We start from the raw sequence: 18790 nt of genomic DNA on the forward strand, positions 1-18790 counted from the left end.
CGACCCATAACAATAACTGGAGTTCTACTTATGAAACTGGGTACCACCCTGGCCGCTGCGGCGGCCCTCTCCCTGCTCGCCAGCAGTATCGCCCTGGCCGCCGACGGCAAGACCTACAAGATCGGCGCAGCCGTCTATGGCCTCAAGGGTCAGTTCATGCAGAACTGGGTCCGCGAGCTCAAGGAACATCCGGCCGTCAAGGATGGCACCGTGCAGTTGACCGTGTTCGACGGCAACTACGACGCCCTGACCCAGAACAACCAGATCGAAAACATGGTGACCCAACGCTACGACGCGATTCTGTTCGTACCGATTGATACCAAGGCCGGCGTCGGTACCGTCAAGGCCGCCATGAGCAACGACGTGGTGGTCATCGCCTCCAATACGAAAGTAGCCGATGCCAGCGTGCCGTATGTGGGCAACGACGACGTGGAAGGCGGCCGCCTGCAGGCCCAGGCCATGGTCGACAAGCTCAATGGCAAGGGCAATGTGGTGATCATCCAGGGCCCGATTGGCCAGTCGGCGCAGATCGACCGGGAAAAAGGCGAGCTGGAAGTGCTGGGCAAACACCCGGACATCAAGATCATCGAAAAGAAAACCGCCAACTGGGACCGCGCCCAGGCCATGACGCTCACCGAAGACTGGCTCAACGCCCACCCCAAGGGCATCAATGGCGTGATCGCCCAGAATGACGACATGGCCCTGGGCGCCGTGCAGGCGCTGAAGTCCCATGGCCTCACCTCCAAGGATGTGCCTGTGACCTCTATCGACGGCATGCCGGATGCGATCCAGGCGGCGAAAAAGGACGAAGTCACCACCTTCCTACAGGATGCCCAGGCCCAGTCCCAAGGCGCGCTGGACGTAGCGTTGCGTGCCTTGGCCGGCAAGGACTACAAGCCGCAATCGGTGATTTGGGAGCGCTATGCCAAAGACGTGAAATGGGGTGACGGCACGGCCAAGAATTACATTCTGCCCTGGGTGCCGGTGACCAATGCCAATGCGGACGCGCTGTACAAGCAAGTCAGCGGCGGTAAGTAGTTTGATCGTTCCCACGCTCCGCGTGGGAACGCATCCCGTGACGCTCCGCGTCACTTAACATCGGAACGCAGAGCGTTCCACGCGGCATTCCCACGCAGAGCGTGAGAACGAGGAGTCATTCATGTCTGGTTTCTGGAACCAAGCCTTCGACCTCAGCGGCCGTTGCGCGGTGATCACCGGTGGCGCCGCCGGCATCGGCCTGGCCTGCGCCACCTTGCTGGCGGAACGCGGCGCAAGGGTGGCGCTGCTGGACCGCGACCCGGCCGTGGTCGAGGCGGCCGCCAGCCTGGGTGCCGGGCACCTTGGCATTGCCGTCGACCTCGGGAGGATCGACCAGATACAACCGACCGTCGACAAGGTGTTCGCGCATTTCCAGCGCCTGGATTACCTGATCAACAGTGCAGGCGTGGTGCTGCTGGACAAGGCCATCGAGGTCAGCGAAAGCGCCTGGGACACCACCCTGGACATCAACCTCAAGGCCAGTTTTTTCATGGCTCAGGCCTGCGCCAGGCACATGATCGCCCAGGGCGGCGGGCGCATCGTCAACCTGGCGTCCCAGGCCGCCGTGATTGGCCTGGACCGTCACGTCGCCTACTGCGCCAGCAAGGCCGCCATCGTCGGCATGACCAAGGTATTGGCCATGGAGTGGGCGCCGCAGATCAACGTCAACGCCATCTCTCCGACCATCGTCGAAACCGCCCTGGGCAAAAAAGCCTGGGCGGGCGAGGTGGGTGAGCGGGCCAAATTGCAGATTCCAGCAGGTCGCTTTGCCCAGCCGGAAGAAATCGCCGGGCTGGCGCTGTACCTGCTCAGCGACGCCGCACAGATGATCACCGGTGCCAACATGGTGATCGACGGCGGCTACAGCATTCAGTAATTCATCGTTATGTCGTGAGGTTTTGTCATGTCCACCGTCACCGAACGCACACCTGAACAACTCGCCCCGAGCATCCCGAAAACCATGCAGGCTGTGGTCTGCCACGGCCCGGAAGATTACCGCCTGGAAACCGTCGACGTGCCCACACCCGGCCCCGACGAGATCCTGACCAAAGTCGAGCTGTGCGGCATTTGTATGGGCGATATCAAGACCTATCGCGGCGCGCCGTCGTTCTGGGGCGATGCCGAGCAACCGCGCTACGTGAAGCCGCCGATGATCCCCGGGCATGAGTTCGTGTGCCGCGTAGTCGCCCTTGGCCCAGGCGCCGAGAAACGCGGCGTGGCCGTGGGCGACCGCGTGATCTCCGAGCAGATCGTGCCATGCTGGGGCTGCCGCTTCTGCAACCACGGCCAGTACTGGATGTGCCAGAAGCACGACCTGTATGGCTTCCAGAACAATGTGCAGGGCGCCATGGCGCAATACATGATCTTCACCAAGGAAGGCATCATCCACAAAGTGCCGGAATCCATCGCCCCCGATGAAGCGATCCTGATCGAACCCCTGGCCTGCTCGCTACACGCGGCGGAACGCGCCAACGTCGACCATGACGATATCGTGGTGGTCGCCGGCGCCGGCACCCTGGGCCTGGGCATCATCGGCGCGGTGCGGTTGCGCAACCCGAAAAAACTCATCGTGCTGGACATGAAACCCGAACGCGCCGCCCTCGCCCTGCGCCTAGGCGCCGATGAAGTGTGGAACCCGGCCGAGGTGGATGTGTTGGCGAAGATCCGCGAAATCACCGATGGCTACGGCTGCGACATTTATATCGAGGCGACCGGGCATCACAAGGCGGTGAACCAAGGCCTGGCGATGCTGCGCAAGCTGGGACGCTTTGTGGAATTCAGCGTGTTCAATGACGAGGCCACGGTGGATTGGTCGATCATCGGTGACCGCAAGGAGCTGGATATCCTCGGCTCGCACCTGGGGCCGTATATGTACCCAAGGGCCATAGACTTTATCGGCAACCGCAAGATCGATATGCGCGACGTGGTGACCCACAAGTTTGCGCTGGCGGACTTCAAGGAAGCCTTTGCAGTCATGGAACGCGGCGATAAATCGCTGAAGGTTGTGCTCGAACCCTGATCTCAGTAACAACACAAAACCCTGTGGGAGCCGGCTTGCCTGCTCCCACAATGGAAGGGTGTCGCCCCTTAGAACAAGAACACAGGAACCCGCGTTATGAGTCGAGTCATCAACGATCCCGACCAAGTGGTCGAAGACATGCTGCGCGGCATCCTGGTCGCGCACCCCGAACTGCGCCAGTACGAAAGCAACCCACGGGTCATTGTCAGGGCCAGACCGTCCGCCCAGGGCCGCGTCGGCATTGTCACCGGCGGCGGCTCCGGGCATGAACCGGCGTTCCTCGGCTATGTTGGCCCGGGCCTGGTGGATGCGGTGGCCGTCGGCGAGATTTTTTCCTCGCCCACCGCCAAAAGCTTTTTCGACGCCTTCCGCGCCGCCGACCATGGCGCAGGCGTGGCCTGCCTGTATGGCAACTACGCGGGCGACAACATGAACGTGAAGCTGGCAATGAAAATGGCCGCCAGCAAAGACATGCGCATCCGCACCGTGGTCGCCAACGACGACGTGGCCTCCGCGCCCAAGGCCGATATTGCCAAGCGTCGCGGCGTGGCCGGGGAGATCTTCATGTGGAAGATCGGCGGTGCCGCCGCTGCCCAGCATTACGACCTGGACGGCGTGATTCGGGTGGCGCAGAAAACCGTCGACCACTGCCGCTCGATTGGTATCGGCCTTACGCCCTGCACGATCGCTGCCGTGGGCAAGCCGAACTTCCAGATTCCCGACGGCCAGATGGAGCTGGGTATCGGCCATCATGGCGAACCGGGCATCGAAGTCATCCCGATTGAACCGGCCGCCGCCATGGCCGAGCGCATGCTGGCGCCGATCCTCGCCGACCGCGATTTCAGCCAGGACGACAGCGTGGTGGTGCTGGTCTCAGGCCTGGGCGCCACCCCGGTGATGGAGTTGTATATTTTCTACGCAGAGGTGGAAAAACAGCTCAAGGCCAAAGGTTTGAAGATTCACCGTTGCTACGTGGGCAACTACTTCACGTCCCTGGAGATGATGGGCGTGACCTTGACCCTGCTCGGCCTCGACGCCGAGCTGAAAACCCTGATCGACCAACCCTGCCGCTCCATCGGCATGACCCAGGCGGAGTGAACCATGAGCCAGCATTTTTCCACCCATGACGGTAGCGCCATTGTCGCCGACCTGGTCAGCGTGATCGTGGCAAACCGGGAGTACCTCAGCGAAGTCGACGGCGCTATAGGCGATGGCGACCATGGCATCAACATGGCCAAGGGCTTTGCCCATTGCGGCCGCACGATCGAAGGCCGCCAACTGACCCTGGCCGAAGCCCTGGATGAACTGACCCTGAGCCTGATGGAAGGCATCGGCGGCTCCATGGGACCCTTGTATGGCAGCCTGTTTATCGGCATGGCCGACGAAGTGCGCGGCAGTGAAGACATCGACGCCGCCACCTTCGCCCACCTGCTGCGCGGCGGCTTGACCTCGTTGCAGGACATCACCGAAGCGGGCGTGGGCGACAAGTGCTTGATGGACACGTTGATCCCGGCGGTGGAAGCCTTTGAACGGGCGCATGCAGCGGCGCGTTCTTTCAGCGATGCACTCGACGCGATGAAAAGCGCTGCTTCTCAGGGGCGGGATTCGACCAAGGACCTGGTGGCCAAGATTGGCCGAGCGAGTCGTTTGGGTGAGCGTTCCCTCGGCGTTCTGGATGCCGGGGCCGTATCGTGCTGCCTGATCCTTACGCAGTTGGCGGACTCGATTAAACCCCGTTTGACCTGACATGATCGTTCCCACGCTCCGCGTGGGAATGCAGCCTTGGACGCTCCGCGTCCCACCTACGCCAGGGTGACGCAGAGCGTCACTGGTGGCATTCCCACGCGGAGCGTGGGAACGATCGACAAGGGATTACCTGGTTTTCAGTACTGGGTTACCAGAACCGCTGCTGGGTCAAGCGACTCCACCAGGTCAACAGCACTCGGTCCACCGAGCCGCTGGCCGCCAGGCCCACGCGCTCCTGCAGGCTCTTACGCTCGGCATAGTGCAGGTGGAACACTTCGGCGGTCTTGGCCTTGGTAGCCAGGTATTCATCGCTGGTTTGCAGCTCATCAACCAGTTGTTTGTCGAGAGCGGCAACCCCCAACCACACTTCGCCAGTGGCCACCTCGTCAATCGCCAACTGCGGGCGGTAACGCGCGACGAAGTTCTTGAACAGCTGATGCGTGATGTCCAGGTCTTCCTGGAACTTCTCCCGGCCCTTCTCGGTGTTTTCGCCGAACACTGTGAGCGTGCGCTTGTATTCACCGGCGGTCAGCACTTCAAAGTCGATGTCGTGCTTTTTAAGCAGGCGATTGACGTTGGGCAACTGCGCCACCACGCCAATGGAACCGAGGATGGCGAAGGGTGCACTGATGATCTTCTCGCCGATGCAGGCCATCATGTAGCCGCCGCTGGCCGCGACTTTGTCGATGCACACGGTCAACGGTACGCCGGCCTGGCGGATACGCGCCAGTTGCGAAGAGGCCAGGCCATAGCTGTGCACCATGCCGCCGCCGCTTTCCAGGCGCAGCACCACTTCATCCTTGGGCGTGGCCAGGCTCAGCAGTGCGGTGATTTCATGGCGCAGGCTTTCGGTGGCCGAGGCCTTGATGTCACCGTCGAAATCCAGCACGAATACCCTCGGCTTGGGCTCGGGCTTCTTCTTGTCTTTCTTCTTTTCAGCTTTGCTTTCGGACTTGCGCAGGGCCTTGAGCTGGTCCTTGTCGAGCAAGCTGGACTCCAGGCGCTCACGCAAGCCCTTGTAGAAATCATTCAGCTTGCTGACCTGCAATTGGCCGGCGGATTTACGACGACCTTTGCTGCGCAGTGCTGCAAAGCTGATCAGTACCACCAGAATAGCGACCACCAGGGTGACGGTCTTCGCCAGAAAGCTCGCGTATTCGGCCAAAAAATCCATATGTCTCCTTAAAAAATGCACTGCGCCAGGCGCGGATGGCCCCAGCATACCGACGCCACTGCGAAGGAGCCAGTGATCAAACCGCCAACAGGCGGGCTCCAACGCGCTTTTAAAACAAGCGTATGTTTTTTCATTGACAGCTCGCAGGCATCCTCATAACCTCGCCAGACTTTCAACGTACCGGGAAAACGGACGTGGGCAGCATTTATCTGATTCGACATGGCCAGGCTTCCTTCGGTGCAGACGACTATGACGTCCTCTCGCCCATTGGCGTGGAACAAGCGCAAGTGCTCGGTCGCCACCTGGCAGACCTGGGCATTGCGTTTGACCGCTGCATCGCCGGCGACCTGCGTCGCCAGCAGCACACTGCCAGCGCCACGTTCGACCAGTACAGCGCCCTGGGCTTGCCGGTTCCGGCATTGGAAACAGACAGCGCGTTCAACGAGTTCGACGGCGAGGCAATCATTCGCGGCCTGTTACCCGACCTGCTCAGCAGTGAGCCGGATGCCGTGCACATCCTGCGCAATGGCCCGCAGAACCGCAGCGAGTTCCAACGCATTTTCGCCCTGATCATCGAACGCTGGCTGGCCGGCACCTATGATCCGCCCGGGCTGGAAAGCTGGCTGGGGTTTGTCGAGCGGGTCCAGGGTGGTTTGCAGCGGATCCTTGAAGCCGCCAACCACACCGACAAAATCGCCGTATTCACCTCCGGCGGCACCATCACCGCCCTGCTCCACCTGATTACCCGAATGCCTGCCGCCCAGGCCTTCGAAATGAACTGGCAAATTGTTAACACCTCGCTCAACCAATTGAAGTTCCGTGGTCGCGAGGTGGCACTGGCTTCCTTCAACAGTCACGCCCACTTGCAACTGTTGAAGGCGCCGCAGCTCATCACTTTCCGATGAACTGCGGCCAACCGTGACCCCAAGGTCACTGGACTCTACCCTTAAGGATCGAAACCATGACTGACGTAGCTAAAGCAGTAGAAGCAATGAAAGCCAAATTCAACCCAAGCGCTGCCGAAGGCTTGGACCTGGTGTTCGGTTTCCGTATCGACGACAGCAAGAATTTCTCGCTGGTGGTCAAGGACAAGACCTGCGAGCTCAAAGAAGGCGAAAACCCTGACGCTCAGGTCACCCTGGTGATGGACAGCGAGACCCTGGAAGGCATCGTCGACGGCTCCACCGACGGCATGCAAGCGTTCATGGGCGGCAAGCTGCGCACCGAAGGCGACATGATGCTGGCGATGAAGCTGAGCGAGCTGTTCCCTTCCTGATTCACGGGTAACCCTGAATCCTGATCCCGCCTCCCCAGGCGGGATTTTTTTGCCTGCATTCTCGCGGTGAATGAAGATCCCCTGTGGGAGCTGGCTTGCCTGCGATGGCATCTACTCCATTTGCCGGACGCACCGCGGTGCCTGTATCGCAGGCAAGCCAGCTCCCACAGAAAAGCAAATCCGTAGGACTGCTCAGGTTTTTGACTGTAGCAACAACGCCACCAACGCGCTCCACCCGGTCTGGTGTGAAGCCCCCAACCCTCGCCCTGTCTCACCATGAAAATACTCATGGAACAACACCAGGTCACGACTGGCCGGGTCTTCCTGCAACTGCGCATACCCCGCCATCGACGGCCGCACACCGTTTTCATCTTTGAGAAACAGCCGCGTCAGCCGCTCGCTGAGGCTGTCAGCCACTTCCTCGAGAGACGCCAGATACCCACTGCCCGTCGGGTACTCCACGGAAAAATGCTCCGCGTAATAGCGATGAAATTCGCGCAACGATTCAATCAGCATGTAATTGACCGGCATCCACAGCGGCCCGCGCCAATTGGAGTTGCCGCCGTACAAACGTGAGTCGGATTCACCGGGTTGGTAACTGGCGCACAAGGTGTCGCCATTCATCTTCAACGCCAGGGGCTGCTCGGCGAACGCCTTGGATAGGGCGCGCACGCCAAAGGCCGACAAGAACTCCTGGTCATCCAGCATGCGTCGCAGCAAATCCTTGGTGCGTTCACCGCGCAGCAGCGCCAGCAACAGGCGGTTGCCCTGCCCCGGTTCGGTCCAGCGCGAAACCAACCTGGCCAGGTCCGGCCGATGATGCATAAAGCCCAGCAGGCGCTCGCGCAAGCCTTCCAGGCCCTCGTGCTCGCGCTGTTCCAGCACAAGCACCGCGAACAGCGGCATTAACCCGACGATGGAGCGCAGGCGCACCGGTTCGCTCTGGCCATCAGGACGGTGCAGTACGTCGTAGAAAAACTGGTCCTGCTCATCCCACAAGCCTTCGGCGCTGTCATCGACGCGGTTGATAGCACCGGCGATGTAGAGGAAATGCTCGAAAAACTTCACGGCAATGTCCACGTACACCACATTGCGCTTGGCCAACTCCAGGCCGATGCGCATCAGGTCCAGGGCATAGGCCGCCACCCAGGCGGTGCCATCGGCCTGGTCCAACTGGTAACCCGGCGGCAACGTGGCCGAGCGGTCGAACAAGGCGATATTGTCCAGGCCCAGAAAACCGCCCTGGAACAGGTTGCGGCCCTCGGCGTCCTTGCGGTTGACCCACCAGGAGAAATTCAACAGCAGCTTGTGAAAGATGCGCTCCAGGAAATCCATGTCGCCCACGCCGGTCAACGCCTTGTCCTGCTGATATACGCGCCAGCTGGCCCAGGCATGCACGGGCGGGTTGGCGTCGTCAAAGCGCCACTCGTAGGCCGGCAATTGGCCGTTGGGGTGCATGAAGCGGTCCTTTACCAGCAGCAACAGCTGTTGCTTGGCGTAACCGGGGTCGATCAGCGCGATGGCCACCGCCTGGAAGCCTTGATCCCAAGAGGCATACCAGGGGTATTCCCAAGTGTCGGGCATGGACAAGATGTCGAAGTTGCTCAGGTGCCGCCAATGGGTATTGCGGATAAGCAGACGCTCGGGCGGTGGCGCGGGCTGGGCCGGGTCGCCGTCAAGCCACTGGTTCACGTCGAAATAGTACAGTTGCTTGGACCACAGCAGGCCGGCCAGGGCCTGGCGTTGCACATTGCGCGCATCGTCATCGGCAAGGCCCTGTTGCAAGACCGCGTAGAAGTCATCGGCCTCCTGGCGGCGCTGTTCGAATAGCTTGCGCGCATTGACATCGGGCGCGTCCAGAGGCGCAAAACGCAGGTAAAGGTTTTTGCTTTCCTGGCCCGCCAGTTCAAGGGTGAAATGCGCGGCCACCTTGGTGCCGGCGTCCCGGCGAACGGCCGACTCAACCCCGCCCACCACGTAATCATTAATGCCATCCTTGAATGGCCCCGGCGCCGGTTGCCCGTCCAGTTTGGGCCGATTGGTTTGGTTTTCGCAGAACAGCCACTGCAACCCGTCCTGGCCCCAGGCACTGAGGTGGCGATCATCGAGCTCATGATGACGCGCCAGAACCCGCTCGCCGTCCAACCTCAAGCTGGGCTTGGGTGCATCGAAGGTCCAGCTCCAGTCATTGCGCGCCCAGAGCTGGGGCAGCACCTGCAGGCGTGTGGGTTGGTCCGAACGGTTATGCACGGTGACGCGCATGAAAATATCGTCGGGCTGATGCTTGGCGTATTCGACACTGACGTCGCAGTAGTGGTTGTCTGCGAACACACCGGTATCAAGGATTTCATACTCGGCATCCGCCAGCCCACGACGGGCGTTTTCGGCGATCAGGTCAGCGTAGGGAAAGGCCGCATGGGGATATTTGTAGAGCATGCGCATGTAGGCATGGCTCGGCACGCCATCGACGAAAAAGTACAGTTCCTTGACGTCTTCACCGTGGTTGCCTTCGGCGTTGTCGAGGCCGAACAGACGTTCCTTGAGGATTGCGTCACGCTCGTTCCACAGCGCCAGGCCCAGGCACCAGCGTTGAGCCTTGTCACTGAAACCGGCCAATCCATCCTCGCCCCATCGATAGGCGCGGCTGCGTGCATGCTCATGAGGGAAGTAGGCCCAGGCGTCACCGTCGGCGCTGTAGTCTTCGCGCACCGTGCCCCATTGGCGTTCACTCAGGTACGGGCCCCACTCGCGCCACTGCTCGGCGCCTGGCGTTGCCAGGCGCTGGCCTTCGAGGGTGTCCAGCAGGTTGGTTGCGGGTTTGGCCGTCATTGGGTCCTCCTTCACCTACACAGTGGAGCGCAGTGTAGAGCCCAATGACGCCCGCTTGCACATGAAGACTTGGACGCAGGATCAACTCATTCATTTGCAGAATGAAGTCCAGAAGAATCTTCGTTTGCAAGGCGGCAGGCTGCTCAACAAAATCAGGCAAAGGCCACTTTCATCGCTCCAGTCATCAGGAATTTTTCTATGCACGCCACTGCACATGTCAGCCCTGACGAGATCCGCAAGGGCTTTTCCAAGGCCATGTCCGACATGTATCGAGAGGAAGTTCCTTTATATGGGGCGTTGCTGGAATTGGTGGCCGAGACCAACGCACATGTGCTCGACAGCGAACCGGGCCTGGCGCACCAGCTGCAGCGTACCGGCGAAATCCAGCGCCTGGGCATGGAACGCCACGGCGCCATCCGCTTGGGCACCGCTGCGGAACTGGCGACTATCAGCCGTTTGTTTGCGGTGATGGGCATGCAACCGGTGGGGTACTACGACCTCACCCCCGCTGGCGTACCTGTTCACTCCACCGCCTTTCGCGCCGTGCATGAACACGCGCTGCAAACCAGCCCGTTTCGCGTGTTCACTTCGTTGCTGCGCCTGGAACTGATCGAAAACCCCGACCTGCGCGCCTTCGCCGAAAGCGCCCTGGCCAAGCGCTCGATCTTCACCGGCGAGGCCTTGGCATTGATCGACCAGGCAGAGACCCAAGGCGGCTTGAATGCCAGCGATGCCGAGGCCTTTATCCGCCAGGCCCTGGAGACGTTCCGCTGGCACCACACTGCCACGGTCACCGGCGCCCAATATCAGCAACTGAGCGACCAGCACCGCCTGATCGCCGACGTCGTCGCGTTCAAAGGCCCGCACATCAACCACCTGACGCCACGCACCCTGGACATCGACCAGGTGCAGGCGGCGATGCCCGGCAAAGGTATCACTCCCAAAGCCGTGATCGAAGGCCCACCCCGGCGCCAGTGCCCGATACTGCTGCGCCAGACCAGCTTCAAGGCCCTGGACGAACCCATCGCCTTCACCGATGCCCACGGCAGCCACAGCGCACGCTTCGGCGAAATCGAACAGCGCGGCGTCGCACTTACCCCTAAAGGCCGCGCCCTGTACGACCAACTGCTGAACGCCGCCCGCGACGAACTCGGCACATTCCCCAATGAAGCCAACGCCGAGCGCTATGTGCAATTGATGGAGCAGCACTTCCACGCCTTCCCCGATAACTACCCGCAGATGCGCGAGCAGGGCTTGGCGTATTTTCGCTACTTCGTCACCGATAAAGGCCTGACGGCACGCGGCCAGGCCGATCAGCCGCGCACATTGGAGGCGCTGGTCGGTGCCGGTCATGTGGCGGTGGAGCCGTTGGTGTATGAGGACTTTTTGCCGGTCAGTGCGGCGGGGATCTTCCAGTCAAACCTGGGGGATGGGGCGCAGAGTCACTACGCGGGCAACTCCAACCGAGATGCCTTCGAACAGGCGCTGGGGCGCAGGACGATTGATGAGCTGCAGTTGTATGAGCAGACGCAGCAGCGTTCCATGGATATATGCGTTGAAACGCTGTTGAAATGACTGGATGCAAGACCGAACGCCAAGAGTCACGGCGTTGATGGTAACCACGATGCGAAGCGAGCCGCTTTTGATCTTGATCTGCTTTTGATCTTGATCTTAAGCGCCCCATCAAACCACGCTGGCCGAAATTCGACAGGGATTTGGGGGGTAAACCGGCAGGGATGCCGGTTTAGCCGCCCCCATGGATGGCGCGTGGCGGCGGCCCCCCAAATCACTGGCGGATTACGGGCACACCGAGCCTAAGCGAGGTGCCGAGTGGTGGGGCAAGAGCCTTTTGCTTACTTTTGGGCTTTTCAAAAGTGAGCCGCTGTAAAAGCGGAACCCTAAGTGGCCGTTACCGCAGGAATGGATATACACCCGGTATACCTGCGTCGCCTGTCAGGCCGCCTTCGCGAGCAAGCCCGCTCCCACAGTTGGATCGCGGTGTGTCAGGTAGGTAGACGTCGGCTGGGAGGCAGTCATCGCAGGCAAGCTGAACTGGTCAAGTAATCCCGGACACCGATTACGGTGTTTATGCCGCTTTTTGCTCCATGGCTATTGGCGACAGGTAGTTGTTGTAGCTGTGGAGCCTGATTCGATTGTATCGCATGAAGAAGCTGGTCATATCCTGCCTGGCTTCTTCAACTGTCGTATAACCCTTGGTGGGCACCCACTCTGACTTGAGCGTCCCGAAGAAACGCTCTGTTGGCGCGTTGTCCCAGCACTGCCCCCTGCGGCTCATGCTTTGCGTTATCCCATGTTCCAGCAGCTCAGACTGAAAGCGCTGGCTGGTGTATTGGCAGCCTTGATCCGAATGAAAGATCAAGCCTGCATGTTTGCCTCGAACCTCCACCGCCATTCTCAGCGCCTTGCTAACCAGGTCGGCGTCATTGATCAGGGAAAACGCCCAGCCAATGATTCGGCGGGCGAACAGATCAATGACCGCTGCCAAGTGATACCAGCGTTTACCAACCATCAGGCTGGTAACGTCGCCGCACCAGACCTGATTAATTGCGGCTGGCTCGAAGTTACGCTCGAGCAAGTTCTTGGCCACAAATGCTTCGACTCCTCTAGAGCGATACTGATGGCGGCGGCGCTGCCTGCTGGCCAGATTTGCCTCCGCCATGAGTTTTCCGGCCAGATGCCGTCCCACCTTGATCTGCTGGGCCTTCAAGTGCTGAGAGATCATCCGCGCGCCTGAACTTCCCCGGCTTTCGTCATGCAGTTGCACGACTTTTGCTCTGAGTGCGTCACGCTTGGTATTCGGCGCTGAGCGACGCTTAAGCCAGTCATAAAACGCGCTACGGGAAACGCCCAGCGCACTGCAAAGCAGGCAGGTCGGATATGAACTCGACTCTCTCAGTTCCTCGATCAGGAAAAACGATCGGGATCCGACATCAAGAGAGCCGTAGCCTTTTTTAAGATTTCAGCCTCGGTCTCCAGACGCTTGATCTTGGCTCGCAGCTGCTGCAGCTCTCGCTGTTCTTCGCTGATTGCCTTGGTACCAACCACTGGCTGCCCTTTCAGGCGTTCTTTACGAACCTGATCAACCCAGCGGCGCAGAGCCGTAGGGCCAACTTCCATCGATGCACATACGTCGGGAACTGAGCAATTATCATCAAGAACCATGCTTGCAGCACGTTGCTTGAACTCGCGGGTGTAGGTCTTTCGCTCTTGCATGGAAACCTCCTGATTGGGCGAATCATATCGCCCTTAAGAGGTGTCCGGGAGCATTAGGCCAGTTCAAGCCAGCTCCCACAGACGGCATTTGCAGCCGACCGATTCGGCCCTGTGTTGCATGAATTCTGAGGATGCCCACCCGGCTCAAACAACGCAATCCTTGCGCCGCAACAAGCCCCAGAGCCGAGTGGACGGGGCGCATCATAAGGAGAGAAGCGGCACTTGTCCTCCAGACAATTCTGAACAAATGTGCACATTCCGTGTGTGTGGCGAGGGAGCTTGCTCCCGTTCGGCTGCGCAGCCGCCGCCAATGGGGGCGCTTCGCACCCCAGCGGAAGCAAGCTCCCTCGCCACAGGTTACGGGTTTGCTTAACCCAGCCGCTGCGCAATTTCGTCTTTGATCGACAGCCGCTTCTTCTTCAGGTTCTCCACCTCTTCATCGCTGGCACTGGCTTTTTCCGCTTTTAGCACCTTGGCGTCGGCGTCGTCGTATTGAGTGAGCAGTGAGTCCAACCGGTTGTCTTGCGCCCTGCGCTTGTGAACGTCTTCCTTGCTCAATCCCAAGTCCTGATACAGGTCGTGTTTCACTGGCATGGCGTACCTCCACAGATTGATCGATGGTCTACGCCCTTGAAGCTAGCCCATTCCAACAAGCCTTGTCATGTTTGAAGTCAAGAACGACCCGTTCGTCGCGGCGCACGCGATGGGATCAAACCTTTGCCCCGCCCTGCCCTCCACTGTAGATCGCCACCCCAGGGAGAACGGTTTTATGAATCACGTTGCCACTGCTGCCGACACCCAATGCATCAATACCCTACGCACCTTGGCCATGGATGCCGTGCAGAAGGCCAATTCGGGTCACCCTGGCACGCCCATGGGCCTGGCGCCCGTGGGGTACACACTGTGGAGTCGCTTCCTGCGTTATCACCCCGAACACCCCGACTGGCCCAACCGTGACCGTTTTGTGTTGTCGGTGGGGCATGCCTCGATGTTGCTGTATTCGCTATTGCACCTGGCCGGCGTGGTAGAGATCGACGCCCACGGCCAGCGTTCCGGCCAACCGGCCGTCAGCCTCGAGGATATCAAGCAGTTCCGGCAGATGGGCTCCAAGACCCCTGGCCACCCCGAGTACCGCATGACCACAGGCGTAGAAACCACCACGGGCCCGTTGGGCCAGGGCTGCGCCAACAGCGTGGGCATGGCCATGGCTGAGCGTTGGCTGGCTCAGCGCTTCAACCGCGACGGCCAGGTGCTGTTTGACTACGACGTCTACACCCTGTGCGGTGACGGCGACATGATGGAAGGCATCAGCAGCGAAGCCGCGTCCCTGGCCGGGCACTTGAAGCTCGATAACCTGTGCTGGATCTATGACAACAACACCATCAGCATCGAGGGCCACACTGAGCTGGCGTTCAGTGAAGACGTGATCCAACGCTTCCAGGCGTATGGCTGGCACACCGTGCATGTCACCGACGCCAATGACTTGCAGGCCTTGAGCGTGGCGCTGGAAACCTTCAAGGCCAACACCGGCGCGCCCACCTTGATCGTCGTGGACAGCGTGATCGGCTACGGCTCACCGCACAAACACAATACCGCTGCTGCCCATGGGGAGCCGTTGGGGGACGATGAAATTCGCCTGACCAAGGCCGCCTATGGCTGGCCGCAGGATTCGAGCTTCCTGGTGCCGCAAGAGGCTCGCACAGTGTTGCGCGATGCCCTTTACGAACGTGCCGAGCCGTTGTACGCCGAATGGAACCAGACCCTGGCCTCCCTCGAGCCGCAACGGGCCGATGAACTGCAACGCATGCGCGCCGGGGAAATGCCCGAGCAATGGCAAGCGCACCTGCCAGACTTTGCCGCCGATGCCAAAGGCGTCGCCAGCCGTGCCTCAGGCGGCGAAGCGTTGAATGCCTTCGCCCAACAGATCCCCTGGCTGCTGGGCGGCTCGGCGGATTTGTCGCCCTCGACCAAGACCAACCTCACCTTCGACGACGCCGGGCGTTTCAGCGCGGATGATTACAGCGGGCGCAACCTGCACTTCGGTATCCGCGAACACGCCATGGGCGCAATCGCCAACGGCATGGCGCTGTCCTACCTGCGCCCGTATACCTCGACCTTCCTGGTATTCAGCGATTACATGAAACCGCCGATCCGCCTGGCGGCGATCATGGAATTACCCGTGATCTTCGTGTTTACCCATGACTCCATCGGCGTCGGCGAGGATGGACCGACACATCAGCCTATCGAACACCTCACCCAACTGCGGGCCACGCCGGGGCTGTTGACCTTGCGCCCGGGCGATGCCAATGAAACGCTGGAATTGTGGAAAGTCGCCTTGGCCCAGACTCATCGGCCCAGCTGTGTCGTGCTGTCACGCCAGCCGCTGCCCACCCTGGATCGCACCCAGTACGCGGCGGCCTGCGGTGCGGCCAAAGGTGCCTACGTGCTGGCCAGTGCGCAAGAGCCTGAGGTCATCCTGATAGGAACAGGCAGCGAAGTCAGCCTGGCGGTCGCCGCGTATGAGCAGCTCAAAGGTGAAGGCATTGCCGCCAGCGTGGTATCGATGCCCAGTTGGGAGCTGTTTGAAGACCAGGATCAAGCCTACCGCGACAGCGTGTTGCCGCCCGCAGTGAAAGCCCGCGTGGTGGTGGAACAGGCAGGTCCCTTGGGCTGGGACCGCTATGTCGGGCAGACCGGCGCCAAGGTGGTGATGAACAGCTTTGGCGCCTCGGCACCGCTGGCAAAGTTGCAGGAGAAATTCGGGTTTACCCTGGACAATGTGGTGAAGCTGGCCAAGCAACAGCTCCAGTTGGCCGAGCACTGACCCGCATAAGCGCGCGGGGCTGGTTCGCAGTCACGCCAGTAACCGCGCAAGTTCTTCACGGCAATAGTCGACAAACAATTGCACCGGCTTGGTCAGCGGTGCACGGCGCAACCACACGGCCGACAACCCGGACCCCGTGACCGTTTCAGCCAAGGGAATGCACACCACCTTCTGCCCATCATAGGTGTACTCGCTGAAGGGTCTGGTCACCAGGACCGAGAACCCGAACCCGCGCCCCACCATGCCCCGCACCATTTCGATGGAGGGCGAGCTGAATACGATATTCGGGGTCAGCCCGCGCTCTTCGAAGATGCTCACGAAGTAGGTACGGCTGGGCAACACGTCCAGCAAAATCATTGGCTCCAGCACCAGGTCGGCCAGGGACACCCTGGCCTGCTGGGCGAAGCGGTGATCGGCCGGCAGCAACGCATAGGGCTGTTGGGGCGGCATCAGTGGCGTGGTCTCGATAGTGCCGCCCAGGTCGTGCTCAAACAACATCGCCACGTCGATACTGCCTGCGGTCAGCGCCTGCACCAATTCCTGCTGCTCGCCATCGCGGATGCGGATCTCCACCCCTGGCCAGCGTGCCTTGAAGCCGGCGATCAAGCGTGGCAGGTACAACGGCGCCACGGTTTCAAAGCAGCCGATGTCGATCTGCCCGGCCACCACGTCATTATCCGCCAGGGCGTTCTGCTCGAACTCATGGGCCACCCGCAACAGCTCCAACGCCTTGCGATAAAAGCGCGCGCCACTGGGCGTAAGGGAAACGCCCTGGGCGTGGTGGCGGATAAACAGCTGCACGCCAAAGCTGTCTTCCAGCTGTTTGATCGCCGTAGACACCGACGGCTGGGCGATATACAGCTTGCGCGACGCCTCGGCGACGCTGCCGCATTCGGCCGTGGTCACAAAATATCTGAGCTGGCGCAGGTTGTAGGCAGCCATCGGCACCTCCATAAACGTGGGTTTTCGCCCCAAACAGGTGCGCAGATACACCGGTTTTTCAAGCCATTGAAGCCCATGCAACATACCGGAGCATAAAACCACGTGAGATATTTTTTTTAAGGTCTATAGCAACAAACTTACTAATTTACCTGCCTGCGCCCATTACAGATGATCACTCCAACAACAAAGCGCCGCCCGTGCAGCGCATAGCGAAGTACGTCCACGTACTCACCTTGCCTTGGAGCTCGTCATGGTTACCACTGCAACATCCTCCGCCCCGCTCATCGAAAAACACACGATTGGATACGTGCCTCCGGAAGATCGCCATGGAAAGGTAAGAGACCTGTTCACCCTGTGGTTCGGCGGCAACATCGCGCCGTTGCCTATCGTCACTGGCGCACTGGGTGTGCAACTGTTCCACCTCAACCTGGTGTGGGGCATTGTCGCCATTCTTGTCGGCCATTTGGTCGGCGGTGTGTTGATGGCATTGCACTCGGCCCAGGGCCCGCAGATGGGCATCCCGCAGATGATCCAGAGCCGTGCTCAGTTCGGCTCCCTCGGCGCGTTGCTGGTGGTGGTGATTGCTGGGGTGATGTACATCGGCTTCTTCGCCTCCAACATTGTGCTGGCCGGTAAATCCCTGCATGGCGTGGTGGACGCCGTGCCTGTGCCGGTGGGCATCGTCATCGGCGCCATCGGTTCCGGGATCATCGGCATCATCGGCTATCGCTTCATCCACGTACTCAACCGCATCGGCACCTGGGTACTGGGCGCCGGCATCGTGCTGGGCTTTGGCTACATCTTCACCCATGTACAGACCACGGATTTCCTCAGCCGTGGCAGCTTCAACATCTCGGGTTGGCTGGCCACCGTTTCCCTGGCCGCGCTGTGGCAGATCGCCTTTGCGCCGTACGTGTCGGACTACTCACGCTACCTGCCAGCCGACGTGCCGGTGGCTGCCACCTTCTGGACCACCTACCTGGGCTCGGCCCTGGGGTCGAGCCTGGCGTTCATCTTCGGCGCCGTGGCAGTGCTCGCCACGCCGGTAGGCATGGACACCATGGACGCCGTCAAACTCGCCACCGGCGCCATCGGCCCGTTGATGCTGGTACTGTTCCTGCTCAGCGTGATCAGCCACAACGCCCTCAACCTGTACGGCGCGGTGCTGTCGATCATCACCCTGGTACAGACCTTCGCCTACCGCTGGATCCCGACCGCGAAAAGCCGTGCAGTGATCTCCATCATCGTGCTGGCCGCCTGTTCGATTGCGGCGGTGTTTGCCTCCCAAGACTTCATCGGCCACTTCGTCGACATGGTGCTGGTGCTGCTGGTGGTGCTGGTGCCCTGGACGGCGATCAACCTGATCGACTTCTATGCCATTCACAAAGGCCAATACGACATCGCCTCGATCTTCCGCGTGGATGGCGGCATCTACGGCAAGTACAACCCCCAGGCGCTGCTGGCCTATGCGGTGGGGATCGTGGTGCAGATTCCGTTCATGAACACGCCGCTGTACGTGGGGCCGATTTCGCAGCACATCAACGGCGCGGACTTGTCGTGGGTGGTGGGGCTGGCGGTGACCTCGCCGTTGTACTTCTGGTTGGCGAGTCGGGACAGTGCGTATAAGCGCCGGATGGAGGGGGAAAAATTTGCGATAGGTAATACGGAAGCCTTGTAGTTTATTAAGTTAGAGCTCACCCGATTTCA

16 protein-coding genes are annotated in these 18790 nt (G+C 60.5%); 10 read left to right on the plus strand and 6 right to left on the minus strand.

The window, feature by feature from the left end; genetic code table 11:
• The first annotated feature begins 30 nt into the window (after nt 1-30).
• From FXO12_RS06470 to dhaL, 5 genes are all read left to right on the plus strand, one after another.
• The gene (locus FXO12_RS06470; protein WP_034125748.1) at nt 31-1038 is read left to right on the plus strand and encodes a substrate-binding domain-containing protein; all 1008 of its coding nucleotides are present in this window, start codon (nt 31-33) and stop codon (nt 1036-1038) included.
• A gap of 121 nt (nt 1039-1159) precedes the next feature.
• Nucleotides 1160-1915: an SDR family oxidoreductase gene (locus tag FXO12_RS06475; RefSeq protein ID WP_054918576.1), complete on the plus strand. Its 756-nt coding sequence runs from the start codon at nt 1160-1162 to the stop codon at nt 1913-1915.
• Nucleotides 1916-1942: 27 nt separating this feature from the next.
• The gene (locus FXO12_RS06480) at nt 1943-3058 is read left to right on the plus strand and encodes an erythritol/L-threitol dehydrogenase (RefSeq protein WP_019817618.1); all 1116 of its coding nucleotides are present in this window, start codon (nt 1943-1945) and stop codon (nt 3056-3058) included.
• A 96-nt stretch (nt 3059-3154) separates the two neighbouring features.
• The gene (locus tag FXO12_RS06485) at nt 3155-4156 is read left to right on the plus strand and encodes a dihydroxyacetone kinase subunit DhaK (protein WP_057977187.1); all 1002 of its coding nucleotides are present in this window, start codon (nt 3155-3157) and stop codon (nt 4154-4156) included.
• Between the two features lie 3 nt (nt 4157-4159).
• Entirely contained in the window at nt 4160-4804 is a 645-nt protein-coding gene (gene dhaL, locus FXO12_RS06490; RefSeq protein ID WP_057977185.1) for a dihydroxyacetone kinase subunit DhaL, read from the plus strand.
• A gap of 148 nt (nt 4805-4952) precedes the next feature.
• Here dhaL and sohB read toward each other — a convergent pair whose 3' ends face one another.
• Complete coding sequence (gene sohB, locus FXO12_RS06495; protein ID WP_057977182.1) at nt 4953-5978, minus strand: protease SohB; 1026 nt, start codon at nt 5976-5978, stop codon at nt 4953-4955.
• A 194-nt stretch (nt 5979-6172) separates the two neighbouring features.
• Here sohB and FXO12_RS06500 point away from each other — a divergent pair, with 194 nt between their 5' ends.
• Together FXO12_RS06500 and FXO12_RS06505 are read left to right on the plus strand one after the other, a co-directional pair.
• A complete protein-coding gene (locus FXO12_RS06500) occupies nt 6173-6883 on the plus strand; it encodes a histidine phosphatase family protein (protein WP_034135852.1) in 711 nt (236 codons plus the stop codon).
• Between the two features lie 56 nt (nt 6884-6939).
• Entirely contained in the window at nt 6940-7254 is a 315-nt protein-coding gene (locus FXO12_RS06505; protein ID WP_034125754.1) for an SCP2 sterol-binding domain-containing protein, read from the plus strand.
• Between the two features lie 192 nt (nt 7255-7446).
• On the opposite strand, the gene FXO12_RS06510 is transcribed toward FXO12_RS06505, so the two are convergent.
• Nucleotides 7447-10083 (minus strand): hypothetical protein, encoded by a 2637-nt coding sequence (locus FXO12_RS06510; protein WP_057977180.1) that lies wholly within the window; start codon nt 10081-10083, stop codon nt 7447-7449.
• 198 nt (nt 10084-10281) lie between these two features.
• On the opposite strand from FXO12_RS06510, the gene FXO12_RS06515 reads away from it, so the two are divergent.
• On the plus strand, nt 10282-11658 hold the full coding sequence (locus tag FXO12_RS06515) for a VOC family protein (protein WP_054918586.1): 1377 nt from the start codon (nt 10282-10284) through the stop codon (nt 11656-11658).
• A 511-nt stretch (nt 11659-12169) separates the two neighbouring features.
• Here FXO12_RS06515 and FXO12_RS06520 read toward each other — a convergent pair.
• The 3 genes from FXO12_RS06520 to FXO12_RS06525 all read right to left on the minus strand — a co-directional run bounded on the left by FXO12_RS06520 (nt 12170) and on the right by FXO12_RS06525 (nt 13911).
• Nucleotides 12170-13012: an IS3 family transposase gene (locus tag FXO12_RS06520; RefSeq protein WP_057978989.1), complete on the minus strand. Its 843-nt coding sequence runs from the start codon at nt 13010-13012 to the stop codon at nt 12170-12172.
• Entirely contained in the window at nt 13009-13317 is a 309-nt protein-coding gene (locus FXO12_RS28925) for a transposase (protein ID WP_057978987.1), read from the minus strand. Before FXO12_RS28925 ends, FXO12_RS06520 begins: the two co-directional genes overlap by 4 nt.
• A gap of 369 nt (nt 13318-13686) precedes the next feature.
• Nucleotides 13687-13911 carry a YdcH family protein gene (locus tag FXO12_RS06525; protein ID WP_034125758.1) on the minus strand — a complete coding sequence of 75 codons (225 nt, stop codon included), beginning with the start codon at nt 13909-13911 and terminating at the stop codon, nt 13687-13689.
• Nucleotides 13912-14086: 175 nt separating this feature from the next.
• Between FXO12_RS06525 and tkt the strand changes: the two genes are divergently transcribed.
• On the plus strand, nt 14087-16141 hold the full coding sequence (gene tkt, locus FXO12_RS06530; protein ID WP_057977178.1) for a transketolase: 2055 nt from the start codon (nt 14087-14089) through the stop codon (nt 16139-16141).
• Between the two features lie 30 nt (nt 16142-16171).
• Here the strand turns inward: tkt and FXO12_RS06535 are convergent, their stop codons facing one another.
• A complete protein-coding gene (locus tag FXO12_RS06535) occupies nt 16172-17083 on the minus strand; it encodes a LysR substrate-binding domain-containing protein (protein WP_057977176.1) in 912 nt (303 codons plus the stop codon).
• 250 nt (nt 17084-17333) lie between these two features.
• Here FXO12_RS06535 and FXO12_RS06540 point away from each other — a divergent pair, with 250 nt between their 5' ends.
• On the plus strand, nt 17334-18761 hold the full coding sequence (locus FXO12_RS06540; RefSeq protein ID WP_060772657.1) for a cytosine permease: 1428 nt from the start codon (nt 17334-17336) through the stop codon (nt 18759-18761).
• The last annotated feature ends 29 nt before the right edge of the window (nt 18762-18790 follow it).

The sequence above is a fragment of the Pseudomonas sp. J380 genome (genome assembly GCF_009827115.1).
GTDB classification, from domain to species: Bacteria; Pseudomonadota; Gammaproteobacteria; order Pseudomonadales; family Pseudomonadaceae; genus Aquipseudomonas; species Aquipseudomonas paracarnis.